The sequence below is a fragment of the Streptococcus sp. HMSC072G04 genome, assembly GCF_001813295.1.
GTDB lineage: Bacteria > Bacillota > Bacilli > Lactobacillales > Streptococcaceae > Streptococcus.
In genome coordinates, this window is sequence record NZ_KV812036.1 from 187,024 (window position 1) to 212,504 (window position 25,481).

The window sequence follows — 25,481 nt, forward strand, 5'->3', positions numbered from 1 at the left end:
ATTACCGATTTCTGTCCCACTCTCTTTTTTTCGAAAGATCTTCCTTAATTGGGCTAAAAATAGTAGAATAGAACAATTGAATCATCAAGAAAATGGGAATTATTATGAATTGGTTTCAATTGCAATCCGTGGTCTTGCAGGCCTTTCTCGCAGGATTGTTTACATAGGGCTGTACCATTGTAGGGTCCGCCATCGTCTTTTTCTTCAAGCATATTAGTCGCAAGTTACTGGACATCATGATGGGATTTGCGGCAGGGGTTATGATCGCGGCTTCGTTTTGGTCGCTCTTGCAACCCTCGATTGAGTATGCGGAAAACTCCTATGGGAGCCTGGCTTGGTTGCCAGCGGCGATCGGTTTTTTAGCTGGAGGTTTTTTTCTCCGCTTAATCGACGCCATCGTCCCTCACCTTCATATGAGTAAGGAGATTGAGGATGCTGAGAGCATCCATACGCCGAGAGAAAAGAAGTTATCTAAAACGACCCTCCTCTTTCTCGCCATTACCATTCACAATTTCCCAGAAGGCTTGGCAGTCGGAGTGGCCTTTGGAGCTCTGGCTAGCAATCCAAGTCCAGAAGCCTTTATCGGTGCGGTTGGCTTAGCCATCGGGATTGGTTTGCAAAATATCCCAGAAGGTGCTGCCCTTTCGATTCCAATCCGGACGGATGGCAAATCCCGACTTAATGCCTTTTATTGGGGATCCATGTCAGCCATCGTTGAGCCCATCGGAGCTCTGCTAGGGGCAGTAGCGGTCTTATCCATGACGGCTATCTTGCCTTACGCCCTCTCTTTTGCGGCAGGTGCGATGATATTTGTGGTGGTCGAGGAGTTGATTCCAGACTCCCAGACCAATGGCAATACAGACGTAGCGACCCTGGGCCTCATGGTTGGCTTTGTTATTATGATGATCCTAGACGTCGCTTTGGGATAAAGAACATCACCTTGTAACATAGATGCAAGGTGACTTTTTTATATAAACATGATAAAATAAGAGTAATGACTACGTAGAAAGGCCTACCATTATGAAAGGTATTATTTTAGCAGGGGGCTCAGGAACTCGCTTGTATCCATTGACACGTGCGGCTTCTAAACAGTTGATGCCCATTTATGACAAACCAATGATCTACTATCCGCTGTCAACCCTTATGTTGGCAGGGATCAAAGATATCCTGATCATCTCGACTCCTCAAGACCTTCCTCGTTTTGAAGAGCTTCTTGGAGATGGCTCTGAGCTAGGAATTTCTCTCTCTTATGCAGAGCAACCAAGTCCAGATGGTTTGGCGCAAGCCTTCATCATCGGGGAAGACTTTATCGGTGACGATCATGTTGCCCTCATCCTTGGGGACAATATCTTCCACGGAAACGGCTTAACCAAGATGTTGCAACGGGCAGAAGCGAAGGAAAAAGGAGCGACTGTCTTTGGTTACCAAGTTAAAGATCCAGAACGCTTTGGTGTGGTAGAGTTTGACGCAGATATGAATGCTATCTCTATCGAAGAAAAACCAGAACATCCAAAATCCAACTTTGCAGTGACCGGACTTTACTTCTATGACAATGATGTGGTAGAAATTGCCAAAAACATCAAACCAAGTCCTCGTGGAGAGCTTGAAATCACAGATGTTAACAAGGCCTATTTGGAGCGTGGAGATCTCTCTGTTGAGCTCATGGGCCGTGGTTTTGCCTGGTTGGATACTGGAACTCACGAAAGCCTCTTGCAGGCATCTCAATATATCGAGACTGTTCAACGCTTGCAAAATGTCCAAGTGGCTAACCTTGAAGAAATCGCCTATCGCATGGGCTATATCACCAAAGAACAAGTCCATGAATTAGCGCAATCATTGAAGAAAAACGAATACGGACAATATTTGCTCCGTTTGATTGGAGAAGCTTAATGACGGAACAATTTTTTGATAAAGAATTAGCAGCCCGCAAAATTGAAGCCATCCCAGGCTTGATGGAGTTTGATATTCCAGTGCGCGGGGATAACCGTGGTTGGTTTAAAGAAAACTTCCAAAAAGAGAAAATGCTTCCTCTTGGCTTCCCTGAAAGCTTCTTTGCAGAAGGTAAGTTGCAAAACAATATTTCATTCTCTCGTAAGAATGTTTTGCGTGGTTTGCATGCAGAGCCTTGGGACAAGTACATCTCTGTAGCAGATGAAGGTAAGGTTCTTGGAACTTGGGTAGACCTTCGTGAAGGCGATAGCTTTGGGAACACCTACCAAACCGTGATCGATGCTTCAAAAGGCATCTTTGTTCCTCGTGGTGTTGCCAATGGGTTCCAAGTTTTGACAGACAAAGTTGCCTATACATACTTAGTCAATGATTACTGGGCATTGGAACTCAAACCAAAATATGCTTTTGTCAACTACTCAGACCCAAGCCTAGACATTCAATGGGAAAACTTGGAAGAAGCAGAAGTCTCAGAAGCAGACAAGAACCACCCATTGCTCAAAGATGTCAAACCCCTAAAAGCAGAAGATTTGTAAAAATATTGCTCTTAAAACAATCAAGAACATCATTATATAGTTTTTAGCTTTGCTATAAACGAGCGAAGCGAGCTATATGCTTAGCTTTCCGCCGTGAGAAAAGCACCTGAACTATTTTGTTTCAGGTGCTCGGAAGTTTTGAGACACTAGGCTCAAAACTTAGTCATGGAACTTCGAAGAAGTTCGTTGACGTCCGTACTCACCTAAGGAAAGCTAAAAAAAGATTGATTTAAGAAATAATCAAAACTAAAAACTATTTGGAGAAAAAATGACTGAATACAAAAACATCATCGTAACCGGTGGCGCTGGTTTCATCGGTTCAAACTTCGTACACTATGTCTACAACAACCATCCAGACGTGCATGTGACTGTCCTTGACAAACTCACTTACGCTGGTAACCGTGCCAACATCGAAGAAATCCTTGGGGACCGTGTTGAATTGGTTGTGGGAGACATCGCTGATGCTGAATTAGTTGACAAATTGGCTGCCAAGGCTGATGCCATTGTCCACTATGCGGCTGAAAGCCACAATGATAACTCCCTCAAAGATCCATCTCCATTTATCTACACAAACTTTGTTGGAACTTATACACTTTTGGAAGCAGCTCGTAAGTACGACATTCGTTTCCACCACGTGTCAACAGACGAAGTGTATGGAGACCTTCCATTGCGCGAAGATCTTCCTGGACATGGGGAAGGTCCTGGTGAAAAATTCACTGCTGAAACCAAATACAACCCATCATCACCTTATTCATCAACTAAGGCTGCTTCAGACTTGATTGTGAAAGCTTGGGTACGTTCATTTGGTGTTAAGGCAACGATTTCAAACTGTTCAAACAACTACGGGCCATACCAACACATCGAAAAATTCATCCCACGTCAAATCACCAATATCTTGTCTGGCATCAAGCCAAAACTTTATGGTGAAGGGAAGAACGTCCGTGACTGGATCCACACCAACGACCACTCAACTGGTGTTTGGGCTATCCTCACTAAAGGCCGTATCGGTGAAACTTACCTGATCGGTGCCGATGGTGAAAAGAACAACAAAGAAGTGCTTGAGTTGATCCTTGAAAAAATGGGTCAACCCAAAGACGCCTACGACCGTGTAACAGACCGTGCTGGTCACGATTTGCGTTACGCCATCGATTCAACAAAATTGCGTGAAGAATTAGGTTGGGAACCACAATTCACAAACTTCGAAGCAGGTTTGGAAGATACCATCAAGTGGTACACAGACCACCAAGACTGGTGGAAAGCTGAAAAAGAAGCTGTAGAAGCCAATTACGCGAAAACACAAAAAGTTTTGAAATAATGAAGAAAGTCCAAGTGGAAAATCGCTTGGACTTTTTCTTATATTTTCTGAAAATAACGAAATTAACCATGGATTTGTGGTATAATATGGTTAATTTTTATGATGAATCAATAAGGGGGATATGATGAATCAAAACGATTGGGTTGAATACTTTGAAGCGATCAATGGTCGCAAGCCAAGTATGCAAGAATTTCAAGAAGCGCGTGAAAAAGGGGAGTTTGTCGTAGAGCGAAAAGAAGCGCCGAATCCAACAACTGAGTCACCAGCTCCAGCAGCTGAAGCGCAGGCTCCTGCTCAGGAAGCACCTGTTGCACCTAGCGCACCTCTTTCACAAGAGCAGACAGCTGTTGTCCAACCGCAGCCATCGGCGAAAACCTTGCAACCTGTTCCAAGACCGAAAAGATCACGCTTCAGTTTTAATAAACAACCCCAAATTGGGGCCGCAGTTGCGGGACTTGTCGCAGTGATTTCCTTTGGTTGGTTCTTCTTCTTTTCAGGTGGACCAAGTCTAGATGGTGTTTGGTTGAGAAATACGGATTCAAGTCCGGTCACTTATGAACTAAGTGGAAAGAAACAAAAAGTCAATGGTGGCGAGACCATCAAAAAGGTTCTCAAGGGCAATGAAGCGAAAAAAGAATTTAATACAGCACTTTCTTTGTTGAATGCAACGGACTTGCATTCACTTGCGGATGTCGATAAGAAATTTAACCTGAAGACGACAGAAATAGTTGTTATTAAGTCTGGTGGAAACACACGCTATAACTTGCTCCAAAAAGACGGAAGCAATATTATTTTAAGAAATGATTTATTCGACTTGAAAACTTATAAATCATACGAAGGAAACTTTGAAGAAAATTTGGTCTATCACAAGGTTGAAACACCAAAGGCCATGGTTGGAAAATGGAAGAATGTGACAGAAGGGAATAATACAACTGTTCAGATTTCAGATCATGGAATTATTAGTGATAAGTATTACGATAGCAAGGCTTACGCATTCTATTCTCTAGCTGATTCAGAAAAGTATGATGGAGACACGACTTCTAAAGAAGAGATCGAACACACATTTGAAGTAATTCAAGAAGCGGTGAAATCAGAAGGCTATCAAGTGAAGAGCGCTAAGGAAGTCTATATACAAGCTAATTCAAATTATTGTTTCGTACCTGTCAACGGTGGAAAAAATATACTCGTCTTACGTGGTGGTAATGAATTTGCCGCAAAATTAGAAAAAGTGAAATAATGAAAGAACCGTAAGGTCCTTTTAGAACGTAGACAAACCCTACCAGCAATAGAAACATTGCCATTTTGTAGGTTGGGTATCATATAGTGAAAACTCTTAGGAATGCTGATATCGCGCTATTCTTAAGAGTTTTTACTTTCTCTATTTTTAAAAAAGACTGAAGAAAATTGTCCAAAATGGACTTTTTCTTCAGTCTGAAAGGACTGCAAGGTCCTTTTTATCTGAGAAAGAAAAGTTTCCCAAGTAAGATTCTAAGGAGAGATATGGTTAGGATTCTTTTTTGAGTTGTTGGTTTCGATATTGTCTAGGAGTCAAGTGAAAATGCTGTTTGAATTGTCGATTGAAGTTTGAGAGGTTAGTAAAGCCGACCTGGCTTGCTATTTCTTGAACACTTTGATTGGTTTGAACGAGCTTTTCACAAGCCTTCTCTAAACGCATTCGTATGAGATAATCCATACAGCTTGTCCCAGTGTGTTGTTTGAATATATTCATAAAGTGATTTTTGCTATATCCAAATGTTGTAGCAAGATGATCAATTTGAATGGGCTCTGCATAGTGTTGCTCAAGATAACCAATCATTTCTTTTAATTTCTGATATTTTTGATACGTATCATCTGTATAGTGTCGATTGACATACCTGTACTTAAAGAGAAGATAGAAAAATTCATAGAGTTTAGACTTTAATAGGAGGTCGTAGTAAATACTCTGTTCTTCAAGGATAGAAAAGAGAGAAAAAAGACAATCGCGAATTGGTTCATAAGCATGATCGTCTGGCGAAATCCGAGGAGTGAGATAAAAATGTCCAGAGTATATTGGTTGAATATAGCGTTGGCTAAAACTGTCTATTTGATTCCTACCTAGGAAATCTAGATGGATGCGAAAAACTGTAGAAATTTGTTCTTGATTTTCAATAGCGTAGATAGCATGAGGAGATGTTGGCTGAATCAGAAAAATATCGCCTTCATGACTTTCAAAGCGCTCAGAGTTGATATACAAGGTAGCAGTTCCTTTTTTGACATAGATTATCTCAAGTTCAGGATGCCAATGATAAATGGTATCAGCTGATTGCTTAGATAAGATTTGTTTTTCAAAATCGTAGGGGAAATCAGATGGGTTATCTCGTAAATGTCGTGAATATTGAGCCATGATAAATCCTCCCGATAAACTATTTCTAGTTTTATTATATCAAAAAAACTTCCTTATATAGGAAGTTCTCTTTTTTAGCCTTTCTTCTTCATATATAGAAGGTTGAGGAGGAGCCCAACAACTGCTAAAGCGATAGCGACGTAGAATGCAGCACTGTAATTTCCATTGTTGGCTGCTGCCATTTGAACCGCAACTTTAGGTGCAAAAAATGCAGCTAAAGAATATCCTGTAAAGACGATGCCGTAGTTGACCCCCTGATTTTCAGGTCCGTAGTTCTCCATGACAATGGAAGGGAAGACTCCCATAACACCACCGAAGCAGATACCAAGTCCGAGGATTCCTAGAGTGAAACCAAGTTGTCCAGGGATAATTGTTAAAGAGAAGAGTGCCAATACGATGACTGAATAGATAATCAATAAAGTCTGAGAACGACCAATTTTATCAGAGAGTGATCCCCAGATAAAGCGACCACTAGAGTTCGCGATCGAATAAAGAGAAACATAGAGAGCTGCTGTTCCAGCTGAAAGGCCAAACATTGATTGACCAATTGGGGATGCCTGAGAGGCAATCATTAAACCAGAGAAAGCACCGACAAAGAACATGCTGATAATAATGTAAAATAGCGGACTTTGTAGCATTTCTTTCCAGTTTTTATTAGCAGGTACTTGTTTAGTTTGTACTGGAGCTTTCCAATCTGTAGGTTGGTAACCACTTGGGGCTGCTTTGATGAAGAAAATGGCACAGATAATAACAACAATATAGACTAGCCCAATTGTTCGAAAAGCAAAGAAGGCATCTTGTTTTTGAATGAGACTACTTGCAACTGGTGACGCGATAACTGCAGCAAACCCCATACCTCCTGTTAGAATCCCAGAAGCTAAGCCACGTTTATCAGAGAAGAGACGAAGTGAATTTGAGAGGGCTCCTGAATAGGCAAATCCTTGACCGAGACCTGCCATCAACCCATAGGTCAGATAGAGCATGGCTGGTGAACTAGCATAACCAGTTAGGTAAAAACCGCTAGCAAAGAGAAGTGCACCAAGGGCAATTGTCCATTTTACATATCCCTTGTCTACCAAATAACCTCCGAGAATCATGGGGATCGGTCCGATTGCTGAGTTAATTGCAAATGCGAGCATGATTTCGGACATTGACCAGCCTGTTGAAGAACTTAGAGGCCCAGCGAAAACGGAAAAAGAATAGACTGCCCCTGTACAGAGGAGAATAGCAGTTGATGCAGCTAAAACTTGCCAACGATTGAATGTCTCTTTCATAAGAAAAACCTCCACTAACTTAATACATATTTTCACAAAGACTATAACATAGTTAAAAATGAGGGTCAATACTTTCTCAAAAAATATTGTTATTTTTTTCACTAAGTTATACTAAACTAAGATAAACTGATAGGATAACACAATCTTTTAGGGCTATTGATTCACAAGAAAGGCCAAAGTTGTATAATGATATTAAAGATATGAAATCAAACAAATAAAGGGGGTAGCAAGATGAAACTAGTTGCTATCGTTGGAACAAATTCTGACCGCTCAACCAATCGGAAACTCTTAAAATTTATGCAAAAACATTTTTCAGATAAAGCTGACATTGAGGTATTGGAAATCAAACAATTGCCAGCATTTAACGAACCTGAGGACAAGCTAGCACCTGCCGAAGTTCAAGCTTTTTCAGAAAAAATCCTTGCTGCAGATGGTGTGATTATCTCAACACCTGAGTATGACCACACCATACCGGCACCCCTGGCTTCAGCTTTGGAATGGATTGCCTACACTAGTCGCGCTTTGATTAACAAACCAACGATGATTGTCGGAGCTTCTCTTGGATTGCTTGGAACATCTAGAGCCCAAGCGCACTTGCGTCAGATTCTTGATGCGCCTGAACTGAAAGCAAGAGTGATGCCAGGGACAGAATTTCTCCTAGGTCATTCTGAACAAGTATTGGATGATGACAATCATTTGAACAATCCTGAAAAAGTTGCAGAGTTGGAAGAACATTTTTCAGAGTTCCAAAACTTTGTTGAACTAACAAAAGCTTTGGTCAAACCAGAAGATACAAACCGTAAGAAATCATTCATCTGGGAAGAATGGTTGAAAGCATAAGCGTCTCAAGAAAGGAGTACAATCCATGAAATTAGTAGCTATTGTTGGTACCAATGCCAAACAATCTTATAACCGTAGTTTGTTGCAATTTATGCAAAGACATTTTGCAACCAAAGCGGATATTGAGATTTTAGAAATTACCGATGTACCGATGTTCAATGAAACCGATGATCAAACAGATACACCTGTTATTCAGAAGTTTAACCAAGCGATTTCGGAAGCAGACGGTGTGATTATTTCGACACCTGAACACAATCATACGATTCCATCAAGTTTGAATAGCTTGATCGAGTGGTTGTCTTTTAACATCCATCCACTAGATGGAAAACCAACCATGATTGTAGGGGCTTCTTATGATGTTCAAGGTTCTTCACGTGCCCAACTTCATCTTCGTCAGATTTTGGATGCACCTGGGGTAAATGCAACAGTTATGCCAGGAAGTGAATTTTTACTTGGCCGAGCTCACCGAGCATTTGATACAAATGGAGATTTGATTGATGAGCGAACTATCGATTTCTTAGATAGTTGTTTCTATCGTTTCCTTCGCTTTGTATCTGTTGCAAACCAACTAAATCTTCCTGAAGAAATACGCTTTGAGCCAGGAACTTATCACGTTACAACTGAAGGTCATAATGGTAAATTGCCGATGGACGTCACAGTTTCTGAAGACCGTATTGAAAAAATTGAAATTGATTCTTCTGGAGAATCTTCAGGGATCGCAGATGTCGTATTTACTCGTATTCCAGCAGAAATCATTGAGGGACAGACCTTAAACGTTGATGCGGTGTCAGGAGCTTCTGTGACTTCAAATGGTGTCTTGGACGGAGTTGCACGTGCGGTCAAACAAGCCGGTGCAAATCCAGATGTTTTACGGAAACGTTCCAAAGCACCATCTGCCTTGGATAAAGAAGATAAAACTTATCAGGCCGACGTTGTCATTGTCGGAGGTGGAGGAGCCGGTTTAGCTGCAGCAGCTGCAGTATTACAAGCTGGTAAGAAGCCAATTGTTGTAGAGAAATTCCCAGCAATTGGAGGAAATACCGTTCGTGCGGGTGGTCCAATGAACGCACCAGATCCAGTATGGCAAAGAACCTTTGAAGCTCATCCAGGTGAGGCAAACACTCTTCAAGAATTGATTGCGATAGATGAATCAACGATTGACCCAGAATATTTAGAAGACTTTAGAGCCTTGAAAGTTGAGGTTGAGCAGTATTTGCAGGACCCTAGCTATTTGTTTGACTCTACTTTACTTTACCGTATCCAAACCTATATCGGTGGAAAACGAAAAGATTTACAAGGACATGAAATTCATGGTCAATATGATTTAGTTTCTGTATTGACCGAACGAGCCCTTGAGTCTGTTCGCTGGTTGGAAGACATCGGTGTTGAATTTGTTCGTAGTGAAGTCACAATGCCAGTTGGAGCTCTTTGGCGTCGTGGTCATAAGCCGGTTCAACCCATGGGTTATGCCTTTATCTCGGTTCTACAAAAATATGTTCTAGAAAATGGTGGCAAGATCTTGACGGACTCTCCAGTTAAAGAATTGCTTGTAGAAGAAGGGACTGTCAAGGGTGTTAGAGCAGAAGGCCGAAACGGTCAAACCATCCTCGTTCATGCAGATGCTGTTGTTTTAGCTTCTGGAGGATTTGGCGCCAATACTAAGATGCTACAAAAATACAATACCTACTGGACCGAAATTGCGGATGATATTGCTACCTCTAATACACCAGCTGTAACAGGGGATGGAATCCTCTTAGGTCAAAGTGTAGGTGCAGATCTAGTGGGGATGGGCTTTAGTCAAATGATGCCGGTATCTGATCCAGTGACAGGTGCTCTCTTCTCAGGACTTCAAGTTCCTCCAGCTAATTTCATCATGGTAAATACTGAAGGGAAGCGATTTGTAGATGAGTACGGTAGCCGAGACAAGCTATCTCAAGCAGCGATTGATAATGGAGGCTTGTTCTACTTGATTGCAGATGATCGCATCAAGGCAACAGCCTATAATACTAGCCAAGAAAAAATCGATGCCCAAGTCAAAGCAGGCACTCTATACCGTGCAGATACGATAGAAGAGTTGGCTGTTCAGATTGGCATGGATCCACAGGTTTTAGCAGATACAATCAAAAAGTACAATTCTTATGTGGATGCGGGATTTGACCCTGAATTTAACAAGGGTAGTTTTGATCTCAAGTGTGAGGTCGCACCGTTCTACGCAACACCAAGAAAACCAGCTGTTCACCATACAATGGGTGGTCTCAAGATTGATACTTCAACACATGTTTTGAATGAAAAAGGTCAGATTATTCCTGGTTTGTATGCTGCCGGAGAAGTTGCAGGAGGACTTCACGCAGGTAACCGTCTAGGAGGAAATTCGCTTACGGATATCTTTACTTTTGGACGGATTGCAGGTCAAACAGCTGTTAAAGAAAATTGTTAGTAGTGGATTTAAAATCTAAGCTAACTTTAAGTCTGTTCATGTATCTTGTCATCATTAAATGAAGATCTCTTATTACTCTTCGAAAATCTCACCATACTTCGTTAAATTCGACTTACCTAACTTTAGTTATGTTTGCGTCGTTCTGCCTAGTCTGATTTCGATTTTCATTGAGTAACCTTCATTTAATGAAATCCTAAAACTTTTTTCATCATAATCTCCTAATGAAGTCACCAAATTCGGTGACTTTTTATTTGAAAAAAACATCAAAAAGAGCGCAAAAAATACTCTTCTTGTACGATACTGTAATTGAAATTTTTAAAAATTTTGGTGTTAGAACTGTCGCCTCAGTCCTAGCACTTTTTCTTTTTCGTATTCTTGGTGTGAGGTGTGAGGATTTTTTAATGCCGGCACTTTCATATGAACTAGGGCAAAGCCCTATTAATGACTGCGGAATTCTATTATTCACCTTTATTTTAAACCACACTTTCTTTTCTTTCATGAGTTAGCAGGCTGAGGCTGCTTAGAGTTTTTGTTTCCAAACTTCTTATTGAAAAACTATTCATGTCTAGGCAAAAATATGGTAAAATGGATAAGATATATCTGAGATGTCTATTTCTTCTCAGGCGACTACAGGTAATGGAGTAGAAAATGCAAAATAGACCTATTATTATTGGTGTTACTGGTGGTTCTGGTGGTGGAAAGACCAGTGTGTCTCGTGCCATTTTGGCCAATTTCCCGAATGAAAAGATTGCCATGATTGAGCATGATTCCTATTACAAGGACCAGAGTCATTTGACCTTTGAGGAGCGGATCAAGACCAACTATGACCATCCTTTTGCCTTTGATACGGACTTGATGATTGCGCAGATCAATGAACTCTTGGAGGGTCGTCCAGTGGATATCCCAACCTATGACTATGCGGAACATACGCGCAGCAGCAAGACCTATCGTCAGGAACCACAAGATGTTTTCATCGTGGAAGGGATCTTAGTCCTTGAAGACAAGCGCCTTCGGGACTTGATGGACATCAAGATTTTCGTTGATACGGATGATGATGTGCGGATCATTCGCCGGATCAAGCGCGATATGGAAGAACGCGGGCGGAGTCTGGACAGCGTCATTGAGCAATACCTTGGTGTGGTAAAACCGATGTACCACCAGTTCATCGAGCCAACCAAGCGCTATGCCGATGTGATTATTCCTGAGGGCGTAACCAATACGGTTGCGATTGACTTGATCACAACCAAGATTGAAAAAATCCTCAACGAAGCGCGTGAGGGAAAATAAAATAGGGAGAAAGAAGGAAATCGATCTCCAATTCTTTCACATTAGTTGGAATAATTGAATGTCGCAGTAGTTGGTGAGACTCTTCATTCGCAAAAGACTCGGAAGAGTTCTCAATCAATGTTGCGGGGGTGGTACGAGAAATGGTTTTTAACATTCTGTACCACTCCCTCTTTTTCCTGGGGAGAATGGAAATGAAAAGGGAGTTTCATTCGCGGACCAAGGCGTTCGCTTGTTTATTGACCATGTGTGCTGGTTTTTCAGATGCCTATACCTTTATCTGTCGGGGTGGAACCTTGGCGGCAGGCCAGACGGGGAATGTAGTCTTTCTATCGGTCGGCTTGATTGGCCAGCAGATCTCAGATGTAGAAGTCAAGTTAGCAACCATGCTGGCCTTTATGCTGGGAATCTTTTTGATGACGGTTTTGCGACGTTTGATTGATAATTCAGTTTGGCGCCTCAGTACCTTGGTGCCCTTTATCCTCACAACCTTGGTGACGGGATTTTTGCCAGCATCGGTAAAAAATGTCTTCATCGTGCCTTTTTTTGGACTGAGTTTGGGAATCGTAGCGACCTCTTTTGGAGAAGTTGATGGCTATGCCTATAATCATTCCTTCATGACGGGAAATCTCAAGAAAACCATGGTGGCTTATGGGAATTTTGTCAGAGAAAAGGAGAAGAAATTCCTTTGGGAAGCCATCTTTATGACCTGCTTGATCGGGAGTTTCGTCTTTGGGGCCATTTTTTCGACCTATTTGATCCAGTTTTATGGGTTAGAGACCATCTGGCTGGTGTCCATCATCTTGACTATCTTTTTAATCTATCGTGCCATTCAATATTTTGAAGTCTTTCACTTCAATCGGCGACATGAATAGATAAAATAATTTTTAGAAGAATGAGTTAAATGATTCTGCAAAGAAATAAAACTGAGATTTCATTTTTAAAATGAATCAAGAATATATTGAAACTTTCCGCCGTGAGAAAAGTGCTAGAAACACAATTGTTTCTAGCACTCGGAATTATTGAGACCTTAGGCTCAATAATTAGTCATGGAACTTCTTCGAAGTTCGCTGACGTCCGTCCTCACCTAAGGAAAGTTTTTAAGATAACTTTATCTATATTCCAGAGGCTGGGACAAAAGTCCTAGCCTCTCAATTATCTTTGAATTGTCGAGCAAGACGCAGTGGTTGAGTGGGCTCTACTACGCTGATTTCATCAGTTTTTACAGCCCTACTCAACTGTTCGGAGGTGGGACGACGAAATCGAATTCTAACGAATTAGCGATTTCTGTCCCACTCTCTTTTCTTTCGCTGTTTGAAGCTTAATTTTTGGGCAAAGATTTGGTATAATGGAAGGTATGAAACATTCGGAAAAAGAATCACAATACCAGCTCTTGCTGGCTCAGTTAGACGCTCTCTTAACAGGAGAAACCAATGCCTTGGCTAATCTGTCCAATGCCAGTGCTCTTTTAAATCAAGCCCTGCCTCGTTCGGTCTTTGCGGGTTTTTATTTGTATGACGAAACGGAATTGATCTTGGGACCTTTTCAGGGAGGTGTTTCTTGTGTCCATATCGCTCTTGGAAAGGGTGTCTGTGGAGAAGCAGCTCAAAAGCAGGAAACCATCATTGTCGATGATGTGCGCCAGCATGCCAACTATATTTCCTGTGATAGTCGGGCTATGAGTGAGATTGTGGTGCCTATGGTCAAGGACGGTCAGCTCCTTGGAGTTTTAGATCTAGATTCAGAGTGTGTCTCGGACTATGATCAGCTGGATCAAGAGTATTTGGAAAAGTTTGTCGCTCTCTTGATCGATAAGACAAACTGGGACTTTAAGATGTTTGGAGTTAAGAACTAATGTATCAAGCTTTATATCGGAAATACCGTAGCCAGACCTTTGGCCAATTGGTCGGCCAGCAAGTGGTGGCACGGACATTGAGACAGGCAGTGGAGCAGGAGAAGATCAGCCATGCCTATCTCTTTTCGGGTCCTCGTGGTACTGGGAAAACCAGTGTGGCTAAGATCTTTGCTAAGGCTATGAACTGTCCTAATCAAGTCAATGGGGAGCCTTGTAACGACTGCTATATCTGTGAATCCATTACCAATGGGAGCCTAGAAGATGTCATCGAGATCGATGCGGCCTCCAACAATGGGGTCGATGAGATTCGAGATATTCGCGACAAATCCACCTATGCTCCGAGTCTAGCCAAGCACAAGGTCTACATTATCGATGAGGTCCATATGCTCTCAACAGGGGCCTTTAATGCCTTGTTAAAGACGCTGGAAGAGCCGACAGAGAATGTGGTCTTTATCCTTGCAACAACGGAGTTACACAAGATTCCTGCGACCATTCTGTCACGGGTGCAACGCTTTGAATTCAAATCCATCAAACTGCCGGATATCGTTCACCATTTGGAAAGCATCCTAGCTACAGAAGGGATTGCCTATGAAGCAGATGCTGTGCAGATCATCGCTCGACGCGCTGAAGGTGGGATGCGGGATGCCTTGTCCATTTTGGACCAAGCCCTGAGTCTGACTGCGGGTAGTGAGTTGACGACAGCAATCGCTGAAGAAATTACAGGCTCCATCAGTCTAGCTGCGCTCGATCAGTACGTGGCTGCCATCCTGGCTCATGATGCGACGGCGGCGCTGGATCAGCTGGCGATTATCTTTGATAACGGGAAGAATATGGCCCGTTTCGTCACGGACATACTTCAATACCTGAGAGATCTCTTGATTGTTCAGACAGGCGGAGAAAACACTCACGCTAGTGACTTATTTGCGGCGAATCTTGAAGCCGATCAAGCCCGTCTTTTTGACCTGATTGACCAGGCGACGACCAGTCTAGCGGATATCAAAAATAGTCTGCAACCGCGCATCTACACTGAAATGATGACCATTAAATTGGCTGAAAGCACAGGCCAAGCTACTAACTCAGTAGCAGTGGAGGTTCCTTCCAATGTGCTAGCTCAGCTGGAAGACTTGAAGAAGGAAGTCGCTCAGCTCAAGCAACAGTTAGCGCAATCAGGTAGCAGTCTTCCTGCTTCAAAACCAGCAGTAGCTCGCCCTACCAAGTCGAGCAAGGGGTACCGGGCAGATCGCAACAAGGTCAACGCCATTTTACAAGAGGCGGTTGAAAACCCAGAGTTAGCACGGACCAACTTGATCCGTCTTCAGAACGCTTGGGGGGAAATTATCGAGAGCTTGGCAGGTGCGGATAAGGCCCTCTTAATCGGATCTCAGCCGGTCGCTGCCAATGAAAATCACGCTATTTTAGCCTTTGAATCGGCCTTTAATGCTGAACAGACCATGAAGCGGGACAACCTCAATACCATGTTTGGAAATATCCTCAGCAATGCTGCTGGCTTCTCGCCAGAGATTTTAGCGGTTTCGATGGAAGAATGGACCCAAATCCGGGCAGAGTTTTCGGCTAAGGCGCGTGGGCCAAAAGCGGAAGTGGTAGAAGAAGAGGAAAGTGTCATCCCTGAGGAATTTCACTTTTTATCCGATAAAATCACCCTGCAAGACGATTAATACATGAATTTTTTACTGAATCATGGTAAAATAATTTTATGAATAGAAAACAATTTGCAGTGTTAGCAGTCTTTACTGCTATGGAGACATACTTTTTCAATGAAGCGACCATAGCGGGTCAAATGCTCTTTGCATGTTTTTGGGCCCTCTTGATCTTGCGCAATCTCCAGACGGCCTATATGGTGGAGAAAATTGCTAGTGCCATTGAAAAAGAAATCAGAAAGAAAAGAAAATAAAACCTTTGAAAAGAAATTCTTTTTCAAAGGTTTTTTTCTATGGCTATAGATAAAGTGACTCTAAACAACTGCTCAGTTTTCCTAGATTTTTCTAGGAAATTTTTTCTATTTCATAAACATTTCACATTTCTTTTCTATAATAACTATAACAAATAATGAAAGCGTCCACATCGTATCGCCGTGGACCTTGAAATGGAGGGTGAGATCATGCTCTTACAACAGGCAATCGCCTATATTTCTCGAAAAAGAACGAGGAATCTGGTCCTCTTTCTGATTCTCCTCTTGATCCTCACTTGCTTGTATTTCTGTTTTTCACTGATGCAAGTGGGAGAAAGGTTGGAGGACCATATCAAGCAGTCGGCTGGGACCAGCTTTGCCCTGACCAGTAAGCAGGGGGATACGCCCTTTGCTCTAAAGGAAGCTGAAAAGGTGCAGCAGCTAGCTGGGGTGGGAGTCATGGTTCCCCAATATGAAAGTCCCGTTCGTATTCTTGGTAAAGAAGCGGTGACGGGACAGCAATCGGTAGAACGGGATGATCTGGGGCAGGAATCCAAGCAAGCGCTAGGCGCTGTCTTTACCCAGAAGACAGGCCAGCACCTGGATTTCCGCAGTGGCAGTTTCCAACTGGTGCAAGGCAAGCACTTATCCGACAAGTCTCGCGGGCAGATCTTGATCCACCAAGAGTTGGCTAAGAAGAACAAGCTAAAGGTCGGAGATTCCTTGACCTTATCCAGCTTTCAGATGGGAGAGACTCCTGCCAAAGAGCAAACCTTTGAAATCGTTGGGATCTTTTCGGGTAAGAAACAGGAAAAATTCACAGGAATGACCTCTGATTTGAGTGAAAATCAAGTCTACCTCCCTTATGAGGATGCGACCAAGCTTCTTGGTCTCAGTCAGCAAGAAGTGACCCAGGTCACCTTTGGCGTCAAAGATCCTGAGAAAATCGATGCGCTCTTGAAGCAAGTCAAAAGCTTGAATCTAGATTGGCAATCGCTACGCGTGGTCGAAGATCGCAAGGCCTTTGACCAGATGAAGGAATCCTCTCAGACCCTAGAAGGCCTGGTGCGGATCATGATGATCGTCCTCCTAGTGACAGGAGCCGGTGCTCTATCGCTCTTACTCAGTCTCTGGACACGGGAGCGGATTCATGAAATCGGCGTCCTCTTATCCATTGGGAAAAGCAAGGGACGGATCTTTAGACAGTTCCTCTTGGAAGTGGTGCTGGTATCCTTACTAGCGGTGATCCCAGCCTTTCTCATCGGGCGGATGGTCAGCCATCGTTTCTTAGAGCAGTTTGTAGGACAGACCGGTCAACAGCAGACCCTAGAATTACTCAACCAAATCCCTCAAGGCCTTTCCTTAGGAATCGCCTATGCTAGCCTCTTGTGCTTGATCCTTCTGTCGCTCGGTGTAACGACCAGCATGATCTGGCGCAAGAGTCCAAAAGAAATATTAACAAAAATGAGTTAAGGAGAAATGACACCTATGTTAGAACTCAAACATGTATCCTATAGTTACCAAAGCTACCAAGAAGAGATCTTCTCAGACGTGAACTATCAGTTCGCAAATGGGACATTTTACAGCATTATTGGTCAGTCTGGAGCAGGGAAATCGACCCTCCTCTCCCTCTTGGCTGGACTGGATAATCCCAAGAAAGGGCAGGTTCTCTTTGATGGAGAGGACATCCAGACCAAAGGGTCTAGCTACCACCGCAAGCACCATGTCTCTCTGGTCTTTCAGAATTACAATCTAATCGATTATTTGACGCCACTGGAAAATGTCCGCCTGGTCAACAAACAGGCTGGGAAAGAGATTCTCTTGGAATTGGGATTGGACGAAACGCAAATCAAACGCAATGTCCTGCAACTATCCGGCGGGCAGCAACAACGGGTGGCCATTGCGCGTGCACTCGTTTCAGAAGCACCTGTCATCTTGGCCGATGAGCCGACAGGAAACCTTGACGAACAGACAGCCGGTGACATCATTGCCATTTTGAAGAAGTTGGCAAAGGAACGCCAAAAATGTGTCATCGTCGTCACCCACAGTAAGGAAGTGGCAGAGGCCTCCGATGTGGTCTTGGAATTGAGTCGCCGTAGCCTCGTTGAGAAGAGCAAGTAAGGAGGGAATGCTATGTTACGCAATGCTTTTGCTTATATCACACGTAAATGGCCCAAGTCTCTCTTGCTCTTTGCCATTATTCTCCTCATGGGGACCTTGAGCTTGATCGGACTCTCCATGAAGGGAGCGACCCAAAAAGCTTCATCGGAAAGTCTGGGATCCATCACCAATAGCTTCTCCATGCAGATCAACCGCAGGACCAATCCAGGAACCCCTCGGGGAGCAGGGAATCTCAGAGGAGAAGATATCGAAAAAATCAGCCAGGTAGAGGGGATCACCTCCTCTATCAAGCGGATCAATGCCATCGCAGATATCCTAGACCACGAGATCATTGAGACTGAAGAAACCCTGCAAAATCAATCTCCAGAGCGGGCCAAGCACTTTAAGAATACCTTGATGGTGACAGGGGTTAATGACTCTTCTAAAGAAGATAAATTTGTCTCTGGAGCCTACAAGCTGGTCCAAGGAGATCACTTGACAGACAAGGACAAGAACCAAATCCTCATGCACGAAGATTTGGCGAAAAAGAATGGCCTCAAGGTGGGCGATAAGGTGCGCCTCAAGTCCAATCTCTACGATGCTGACAATGAAAAAGGAGCCAATGAAACCGTCGAAGTGACCATTAAGGGTCTGTTCTCCGGGAAGAACCAAGCTCCTCTAACTTACGCCCAAGAGTTGTATGAAGATACCCTCATTTCTGACCTAGATACAGCTGCCAAACTCTATGGTAATACTGTTCAAACAGCTACTTATGAGGACGCTACCTTCTTTGCCAAGGGGGATCAGGACCTGGATCAATTGATCGAAAAAATCAAAGCTTTGGATATCCCATGGAATTACTTTGACTTGGTTAAGAGCTCTTCCAACTACCCAGCCTTGCAAAAATCCATCAGCAGCATGTTCCAAGTGGCGGACTACTTGTTTATCGGTAGCCTCATCTTTGCTAGCTTGCTTCTCACCCTTCTCCTCGTCTTGTGGCTCAATGCCCGTCGCAGAGAAGTGGGTATCTTGCTAGCTCTGGGACTCTCCAAGGTGCAGATTGCAGGACAATTCGTGGCAGAATTAGTCATGATTTCCATCCCCGCCTTCCTCCTCTCCTATGGAGTTGCAGGACTTCTTGCCAAAACAGTCGGAGATACGGTACTCAAGAACGTAACCAGTGGCATTGCCAAACAAATGGCACAAGAATCCTCTGCAGCCAACCTTGGTGGTGGAGCTGAGGCAGAAAGCTTCAGTAAGACCTTGACGGACCTCCATATGGACATCCAACCGAGCCAATTGTTGGTGATTGTTTTGGTTGGCGGCCTCCTCTTGATTCTCGTATCCATCCTTTCTTCTCAATGGCTCTTGCATAAGAAACCAAAAGATCTCTTGGTGGATGTCGAATAAGAGATTGTTTCCTAAAATAGAAATAGGGTATAATAGGAGGTAGAAGAAGTTTCTTAGATAAAAGGAAAGTGTATGAAGATACTAATCGTAGAAGATGAAGTCCTGATTCGCGAAGGGATGAGCGACTATCTCATGGAATGTGGCTATGAGATCTTTGAAGCAGGTGATGGGCAGGAGGCCTTGGAACTCTTTCACAGAGAAGCGCCAGATCTGGTCTTGCTGGATATCCAGCTTCCTATCCTCAATGGCTTGGAAGTGCTCAAGACTATCCGGAAGACCAGCTCGGTTCCTGTCCTCATGCTGACGGCCTTCCATGATGAGGACTATAAGTTGACAGCCTTTGGAGAGTTGGCGGATGGCTACCTGGAAAAACCCTTTTCCTTGTCCCTCTTGAAGGTCCGTATTGAAGCTATTTTTAAAAAGCTCCAGCCTTCCCGGGTCTTCACCTATGGAGAGGCACGGGTGGATTTTGAGAGCTACACAGCCAGCCTAGCTGGGCAAGCCATCTCCATGAATGCCAAGGAGTTGGAAATTTTGGAATACTTGCTCCAGCATGAGGGCAAGGCCCGGACCCGCTCTCAGATCCTCGATGCCGTCTGGAAGGAGACGGAGGAGATTCCTTTTGACCGGGTGATCGATGTCTATATCAAGGAACTACGAAAAAAACTAGAGCTGGACTGTATCGTTACGGTACGCAATGTCGGCTATAAATTGGAGAGACCATGACCAAACGGAGTATCTTTGCAAAGATCTTTCTGATCACCTTTGCCCTTTTTAGTGGCCTAGTCATCCTTCTACATGCTTCGGTTTACTTTATTTTCCCATCGACCTATATCGAGTCCCAGCGCCAGACGATTTTGAAGAAATCACAGGCCCTGTCCAAGAGTTTTCAGGGGCAGGAAGAAGGAACCATTGAGTCTGTCATCGACCTTTATTCCAAGACCAATGATATCAAGGTCTCGATCAAGGGCAAGGAAAAACAAAATGCTATAGAGGTCAAGGATGACTTGCTCCTGAACCCTAACAGCCAGAACAATTCCCTGGTCATTGAAGAGAGAAAGATTGAGACCAAAGAGGGAAAGGACTTGACCTTGCAATTCTTAGCAACTGTCGATTCCCAAAAGGAAGCGCGGGACATCAGTCTGGGCTTTCTTCCCTATAGTCTTCTTGCTTCCTTTGTTCTGTCATTGATTGCCTCCTATCTCTATGCTCGCATGATTTCTGCTCCGATTCTTGAGATCAAGCAGATGACCAAGCGGATGAAGCGGCTGGATAGGACAGCAAGTCTTCCCATTCATTCGCAGGATGAGATCGGTGTTCTCAAGCAACAGATCAACGACCTCTATCACCATCTCCTAGAGGTGATCGACAATCTAGAACAGCAGAAAAAAGAAAATCTGAAGTTGGAGCAGATGAAGGTCGAATTCCTACGTGGGGCCTCGCATGAGCTCAAGACCCCTCTGGCCAGCTTGAAGATTATCCTTGAAAATATGCGGGATAAGATCGGCCGCTATAAGGATCGGGACCGCTACCTGTCGGTCTCCCTCGATATCGTCGATGAGATGAACCAGATCGTCTTAGAAATCCTGTCCCTGTCCTCTGTCCAAGAATTGGCCGGTGACAAGGAGTGGATCCGGCTGGATCAGGTCTTAGAGCAGATCCTCGACCAGTACAAGGTCTTGGCTCAATCCCGATCGCTCACGATTGACAATCAGATCCCAGCCAAACAAGTCTATATGGACCCAGCGATTCTGAAATTGGTCCTCTCAAATGTCATCAGCAATGCCGTTAAGCATTCGGATGCCGGTGGAGAGATCCAGCTCCGCCTCGAAGAGGAAGGGACGCACTTGGCGGTTGAAAATACCAGCCAGGAAATGGTAGAGACCGCTGAAATGCCAATGACCGCTAGCCGTCAGAAGAAGGAAGGCGGTCTGGGACTCTTCGTGGTCCAACACTTGCTAGACCATGAAGAACTGGCCTACCAATTTGATAAAACGGCTATGGGCTTGCGCTTCCGTATGGAACTGCCCAAAGATCCTCAAGAATAAAAAGAGGCTAGGACAAAAGTCCTAGCCTCTCAATTATTTTTGAATTGTCGAGCAAGACGCAGTGGTTGAGTGGGCTCTACTACGCTGATTTCATCAGTTTTTACAGCCCTACTCAACTGTTCGGAGGTGGGACGACGAAATCGAATTCTAACGAATTACCGATTTCTGTCCCACTCTCTTTTATTTAATCAACCTTTTCTACCTTTAGCAATTGGCCGTGTTTTAATTCATAAATGGTATCCACATAGGTCAGGATGGAGCGGTCATGGGTCACCATGATGGCGCTCTTGTTTTTGGATTTGACTTCTTTCTGGATCAACTGGGCGATTTCTTGCCCTCGATCTGGGTCTAGACTAGCCGTTGGTTCATCAGCTAAGATGACCTGCGGATTTCCGATGAAGGCGCGAGCGATGGCTGCCCGTTGTTTTTGTCCACCGGACATCTGATTCGGGTATTGGTGGTAACAAGCTTCGATGCCAAGATCTGCCAGCAAGGCTTTGACTTCCTCTTGGCGTTTTTTCTTGTCCTTTTCCCCTTTTAATTTGGCCACCAGTTCTAACTGGTCACCGATTTTCATATAGGAGAGGAGCTGGTGATCTTGAAAGATAAAGCCGAGCAATTCCAACCGTTTTTGCGTCCACTGGCCTTGGTTGAGACCGGTCAAGTCTTGGCCAGCGATAGAAATCCGCCCCTCATCTGCTGACAAAAGCAAGCCAGCGATGGCTAAAAGCGTGGACTTACCAGATCCTGAAGGGCCCAAGATGGCGACAAATTCGTTGGGTTCGACGCTTAACTCTAGCTGGTTGAGGACATGGTGCATCTGGTTGCCATCGGCGTAGGATTTTCTGATATTTTCTAATTCGATAATGGCCATCTTATTCTCCATTTCCACCAATGACTTCGATTGGATCTACTTTTTTGATTTTGACAAGGGACAAGGCACCACACAAAATAGAGGTCAGGATAAAGCTAACCGAGATGGTGAGGTTGTCTTTCAGGGTCATAAAGGAAGGGACGCTATTAGGTAAAAATGGCGCCATCATAGTTGCCAAGCCAAGCCCCAATAGCACTCCGATGAGGGAGATGATGGTGAGCTGGGATAGTTGGACATAGGTAATCTGGCTCATGGACATGCCAATAGCCTTCAAGACACCGAACTGTTTCAACTTCTGCAGGGTGAGGATATAGAAGAAAACCCCAAGGATAGCAGAAGAAGCGAGTAAGAGCACCCACGTGATCATCCGTAGCGTCAGGTTTTGAGCCTTGTAGCCAGGGATTTTATCGATCACCTGCTTCTGATCCGCCACCATCAAGTTGCTGGTCAGATCACTAGAAGTGATGCTCTTCTTGGTCACTAGGGTTTGGGCTTGCCATTGATAGCTTGGATCTGTTTTTTGCTGCATGCCTGTGTAGGTATCCGAGCTGATAAAGCCAATCTCGCTATAGCCGTATTTGGCATTTTTCGCGAAGGCCACGACCTTGAGTTTTTGCTTAGAAGTTTTGTCGATCACTTGATCGCCGACTTGGATCCCCTCATCTTCTTTGAAAGAACTGTCCAGAATGACCTCATTTTTCTTTAGGTCGGAGATCTTGAGGTCTGTATCTTCCGTGATTGGATTGAGGATTTCTTCTTCGTTGTGATCGGTCGCGAAGTAGGTGATATCCAGAGTGTTGGAATCCTCTGATTTTGAGACGGTTGCCCGTTGGATGGACAAGCCCGAATAGTCCATCCCCTCTATCTTTTGGACCTCATCTAAATCCTTCGATGTAATGGTTGAAAAGGGGATAATACCTTCTGAATCCGTCGAAAGGATGTAGTGCAGCGACCCATAGTTATCGATTTGGGCCGATACAGACCGCCCCAGTCCATTTGTCAGACCGGACAAAAACACCACCATAAACATGAGAATGGTAATGAGAAGTTCAATCAGGATAAACTTCTTGGGTTGGTATTTGATTTCATTCCATGCGATTTTCATATTCCTTCTCCTTTTAGCAGGGAGGTGCTCAAGTATCTTGGCACCTAAACATACTCTACCATCATACCACAAGTGGGAGGATAATAGGGGGATGGTGTTTGGTAGAGTATGAAGGAATCAAAAATTATTGAATGATAAATAATGAAATTATATTTTTCTAAAAAAAAAGAAACGATTTCCGGAAAGTTGAGAGTTTGCTATGATGAATATGCAAGACTTAATTTAAGATTCTTTAAGTCTTGTTATACATAGAAATATTGATTTAAAAGAATTTAGTCTTCGATATTACCAACAATTTTTAGATGTATTACACTATATTGGACAGTAAATGGACAGTGACAGAGTGTTTGAAGGAGAGAAAAAGAGGCCTAAGTGCCTCTTTTATTATAAATAATTTTTGCTAATTTTGAGTATTTTCTTGAATTCATTGATAGTGAGCTTCCTATATTTTGACATTATTTGATTTAGAGTAATAAACATGGTATAATGAAAGCGTATACAAAGATCGTGCAAGGAGGGAAAGAAAATGAAAAAAAATAAGCTATTGCTTGCTAGTGCGATTATGATATCAATTTTAACTCCAATGTCTCAAGTAAAGGCTGATTGGAAACGGGATAATGTTGGTTGGTGGTATTCACTGAACAATGGTTCTTATTATAAAAACACAGGAGCTTATATTGACGGGAAGTGGTATAGATTTGATGACAGAGGTTATATGATGACCGGCTGGCAGCCGATAGCGGAGCGTAATGCTACTAGTCTGAAAAAAATAAACTGGTCTTATTTTGATCCAGTAAATGGTGATCAAAAAATTGGCTGGCAAAATATAGATGGAAAGTGGTATTACCTTACTAGAAGTGGAGCACTTATTGGTGAGCAATACATGGATGGGAAATCTTATTATTTTGACCCAGTTAATGGTGATATGAAAACTGGTTGGATATCTAATCCAGGATATTCTGGTACGGAATGGAATTATTACGACCCTGTAAGCGGAGAAAAAGCTAGGGGTTGGAGAAATATAGATGGGAAATGGTATTACTTTACAATTAGTGCGTTAAAAGGTTCGCAGAATTTAGATGGAGAAAATTATTATTTTGATCCGGTTAACTGCGATATGCAAACGGGTTGGGTAAGCAGACAGGAGGCCTCTGGTACAAAAAGATATTATTACGACCCAGAAAGTGGGAAACAGCTATCAGGTTGGCAAAACATAGATGGGAAAAGGTATTACTTTGGCCTGTATGGGGCATACAGTGGTCGTATAAGTGGTTTAGAAGGAAAAGATTATTATTTTGATTCAGATACTTGTGAATTGAAAATAGGATGGTTTGAGTCAGGTAAATATAAATATTATGCAGATCCAAATGATGGTGGTGCACTTGCAAGGAGTAAGACTTTAATTATAGACGGTATTTCATACACATTCGATAGTGGAGGTACTCTTATAAACAATATACCTTAATTGATCAGCACCTTAAAAGTTAGATTTTTTTCTAACTTTCAAGGTGTTTTTAACTATGATGATAAAGAATTTTATTATATAACCAGAGTGAGTTATTAGGTAGCTAATAAGCTTCATTTATAATCATTGATAAAGTCAGTTGTTAAAATTTTAATAATAGAGCAGGTTATTTCTTTAATTACTTTTTGGTCCACTTTTAGATAATATCTTATATGATTTTATCTAAAAGTGGACACTGATAGCCTTTTAAAGTACAAATAAAAAGAGAGTGACTTTATATTTGAATTCGTTGACAGTGACCTCTTTATATTTACACATCATTTGATTTAGAGAAATAAACATGCTACAATGAAAGCGTATACAAAAATATAAGGAGGAAATGAAGATGAAAAAAGCAACTAAATTTTTGCTAGGTGGGGCATTAGTAATATTACTTTTAACTCCAGTATCTCAAGTAAAGGCTGATTGGCATCAAGATAATATTGGTTGGTGGTACTCACTAAATAATGGTTCTTATTATAAAAATCAAGAAGCTTATATCGACGGTAAAAACTATAAGTTTGATGATAGAGGATATATGATAACTGGCTGGCAATATAATGTGTATAATGGTGGAGATTACCATGGTTGGTATTATTATGATCCTATAAGCGGAGAAAGAGTTAAAGGTTGGAGAAATATAGATGGGAAATGGTATTA

At 42.9% G+C, this 25,481-nt stretch carries 22 protein-coding genes and 1 pseudogene; 19 read left to right on the plus strand and 4 right to left on the minus strand.

The window, feature by feature from the left end; all coding sequences use genetic code 11:
- Nucleotides 1-176 precede the first annotated feature (176 nt).
- The 5 genes from HMPREF2904_RS08840 to HMPREF2904_RS08860 all read left to right on the plus strand — a co-directional run bounded on the left by HMPREF2904_RS08840 (nt 177) and on the right by HMPREF2904_RS08860 (nt 5,035).
- Nucleotides 177-929, plus strand: coding sequence for a ZIP family metal transporter (locus HMPREF2904_RS08840; protein ID WP_256263278.1), 753 nt, complete (start codon nt 177-179; stop codon nt 927-929).
- Nucleotides 930-1,020: 91 nt separating this feature from the next.
- Complete coding sequence (gene rfbA / locus HMPREF2904_RS08845) at nt 1,021-1,890, plus strand: glucose-1-phosphate thymidylyltransferase RfbA (protein ID WP_003002772.1); 870 nt, start codon at nt 1,021-1,023, stop codon at nt 1,888-1,890.
- Nucleotides 1,890-2,483 carry a dTDP-4-dehydrorhamnose 3,5-epimerase family protein gene (locus HMPREF2904_RS08850; RefSeq protein WP_070662035.1) on the plus strand — a complete coding sequence of 198 codons (594 nt, stop codon included), beginning with the start codon at nt 1,890-1,892 and terminating at the stop codon, nt 2,481-2,483. The genes rfbA and HMPREF2904_RS08850 overlap by 1 nt, the downstream gene beginning before the upstream one ends.
- Nucleotides 2,484-2,751: 268 nt before the next feature.
- Nucleotides 2,752-3,798, plus strand: a complete 1,047-nt coding sequence (gene rfbB / locus HMPREF2904_RS08855; protein WP_070662038.1) for a dTDP-glucose 4,6-dehydratase — start codon at nt 2,752-2,754, stop codon at nt 3,796-3,798.
- A 124-nt stretch (nt 3,799-3,922) separates the two neighbouring features.
- Nucleotides 3,923-5,035 (plus strand): hypothetical protein, encoded by a 1,113-nt coding sequence (locus HMPREF2904_RS08860; RefSeq protein WP_070662041.1) that lies wholly within the window; start codon nt 3,923-3,925, stop codon nt 5,033-5,035.
- 267 nt (nt 5,036-5,302) lie between these two features.
- Here HMPREF2904_RS08860 and HMPREF2904_RS08865 read toward each other — a convergent pair whose 3' ends face one another.
- Complete coding sequence (locus HMPREF2904_RS08865; protein ID WP_013903797.1) at nt 5,303-6,181, minus strand: AraC family transcriptional regulator; 879 nt, start codon at nt 6,179-6,181, stop codon at nt 5,303-5,305.
- A gap of 74 nt (nt 6,182-6,255) precedes the next feature.
- Nucleotides 6,256-7,455 carry an L-lactate MFS transporter gene (locus HMPREF2904_RS08870; protein WP_070662044.1) on the minus strand — a complete coding sequence of 400 codons (1,200 nt, stop codon included), beginning with the start codon at nt 7,453-7,455 and terminating at the stop codon, nt 6,256-6,258.
- A gap of 231 nt (nt 7,456-7,686) precedes the next feature.
- Between HMPREF2904_RS08870 and HMPREF2904_RS08875 the strand changes: the two genes are divergently transcribed.
- The 12 genes from HMPREF2904_RS08875 to HMPREF2904_RS08930 all read left to right on the plus strand — a co-directional run bounded on the left by HMPREF2904_RS08875 (nt 7,687) and on the right by HMPREF2904_RS08930 (nt 21,338).
- Nucleotides 7,687-8,295, plus strand: a complete 609-nt coding sequence (locus tag HMPREF2904_RS08875) for an NADPH-dependent FMN reductase (RefSeq protein WP_070506362.1) — start codon at nt 7,687-7,689, stop codon at nt 8,293-8,295.
- 25 nt (nt 8,296-8,320) lie between these two features.
- Complete coding sequence (locus HMPREF2904_RS08880) at nt 8,321-10,732, plus strand: flavocytochrome c (RefSeq protein WP_070662046.1); 2,412 nt, start codon at nt 8,321-8,323, stop codon at nt 10,730-10,732.
- A 648-nt stretch (nt 10,733-11,380) separates the two neighbouring features.
- A complete protein-coding gene (udk, locus tag HMPREF2904_RS08885) occupies nt 11,381-12,019 on the plus strand; it encodes a uridine kinase (RefSeq protein WP_003002524.1) in 639 nt (212 codons plus the stop codon).
- Nucleotides 12,020-12,210: 191 nt separating this feature from the next.
- On the plus strand, nt 12,211-12,891 hold the full coding sequence (locus HMPREF2904_RS08890; protein WP_070588872.1) for a YoaK family protein: 681 nt from the start codon (nt 12,211-12,213) through the stop codon (nt 12,889-12,891).
- Nucleotides 12,892-13,373: 482 nt separating this feature from the next.
- Nucleotides 13,374-13,871: a GAF domain-containing protein gene (locus tag HMPREF2904_RS08895; RefSeq protein WP_070662049.1), complete on the plus strand. Its 498-nt coding sequence runs from the start codon at nt 13,374-13,376 to the stop codon at nt 13,869-13,871.
- On the plus strand, nt 13,871-15,547 hold the full coding sequence (gene dnaX / locus HMPREF2904_RS08900) for a DNA polymerase III subunit gamma/tau (protein WP_070662052.1): 1,677 nt from the start codon (nt 13,871-13,873) through the stop codon (nt 15,545-15,547). The genes HMPREF2904_RS08895 and dnaX overlap by 1 nt, the downstream gene beginning before the upstream one ends.
- 38 nt (nt 15,548-15,585) lie before the next feature.
- Complete coding sequence (locus tag HMPREF2904_RS08905) at nt 15,586-15,783, plus strand: DUF3272 family protein (protein WP_070662055.1); 198 nt, start codon at nt 15,586-15,588, stop codon at nt 15,781-15,783.
- Between the two features lie 207 nt (nt 15,784-15,990).
- The gene (locus tag HMPREF2904_RS08910) at nt 15,991-17,253 is read left to right on the plus strand and encodes an ABC transporter permease (RefSeq protein WP_070662058.1); all 1,263 of its coding nucleotides are present in this window, start codon (nt 15,991-15,993) and stop codon (nt 17,251-17,253) included.
- Nucleotides 17,254-17,259: 6 nt separating this feature from the next.
- Nucleotides 17,260-17,901, plus strand: a complete 642-nt coding sequence (locus HMPREF2904_RS08915; RefSeq protein ID WP_070662061.1) for an ABC transporter ATP-binding protein — start codon at nt 17,260-17,262, stop codon at nt 17,899-17,901.
- A 12-nt stretch (nt 17,902-17,913) separates the two neighbouring features.
- Nucleotides 17,914-19,290 carry an ABC transporter permease gene (locus HMPREF2904_RS08920; protein WP_070662064.1) on the plus strand — a complete coding sequence of 459 codons (1,377 nt, stop codon included), beginning with the start codon at nt 17,914-17,916 and terminating at the stop codon, nt 19,288-19,290.
- Between the two features lie 72 nt (nt 19,291-19,362).
- Entirely contained in the window at nt 19,363-20,016 is a 654-nt protein-coding gene (locus tag HMPREF2904_RS08925) for a response regulator transcription factor (protein WP_070662067.1), read from the plus strand.
- A complete protein-coding gene (locus HMPREF2904_RS08930; protein WP_070662070.1) occupies nt 20,013-21,338 on the plus strand; it encodes a sensor histidine kinase in 1,326 nt (441 codons plus the stop codon). The genes HMPREF2904_RS08925 and HMPREF2904_RS08930 overlap by 4 nt, the downstream gene beginning before the upstream one ends.
- Nucleotides 21,339-21,522: 184 nt before the next feature.
- On the opposite strand, the gene HMPREF2904_RS08935 is transcribed toward HMPREF2904_RS08930, so the two are convergent.
- Nucleotides 21,523-22,212 carry an ABC transporter ATP-binding protein gene (locus tag HMPREF2904_RS08935; RefSeq protein ID WP_070662073.1) on the minus strand — a complete coding sequence of 230 codons (690 nt, stop codon included), beginning with the start codon at nt 22,210-22,212 and terminating at the stop codon, nt 21,523-21,525.
- A gap of 1 nt (nt 22,213) precedes the next feature.
- Nucleotides 22,214-23,317, minus strand: a complete 1,104-nt coding sequence (locus HMPREF2904_RS08940; protein ID WP_070662075.1) for an ABC transporter permease — start codon at nt 23,315-23,317, stop codon at nt 22,214-22,216.
- A gap of 526 nt (nt 23,318-23,843) precedes the next feature.
- Here HMPREF2904_RS08940 and HMPREF2904_RS08945 point away from each other — a divergent pair.
- The gene (locus HMPREF2904_RS08945; RefSeq protein ID WP_070662079.1) at nt 23,844-24,782 is read left to right on the plus strand and encodes a PspC-like choline-binding domain-containing protein; all 939 of its coding nucleotides are present in this window, start codon (nt 23,844-23,846) and stop codon (nt 24,780-24,782) included.
- A 385-nt stretch (nt 24,783-25,167) separates the two neighbouring features.
- Nucleotides 25,168-25,481 (plus strand): annotated as a pseudogene (locus HMPREF2904_RS08950) (cell wall-binding protein); the annotation flags it as partial.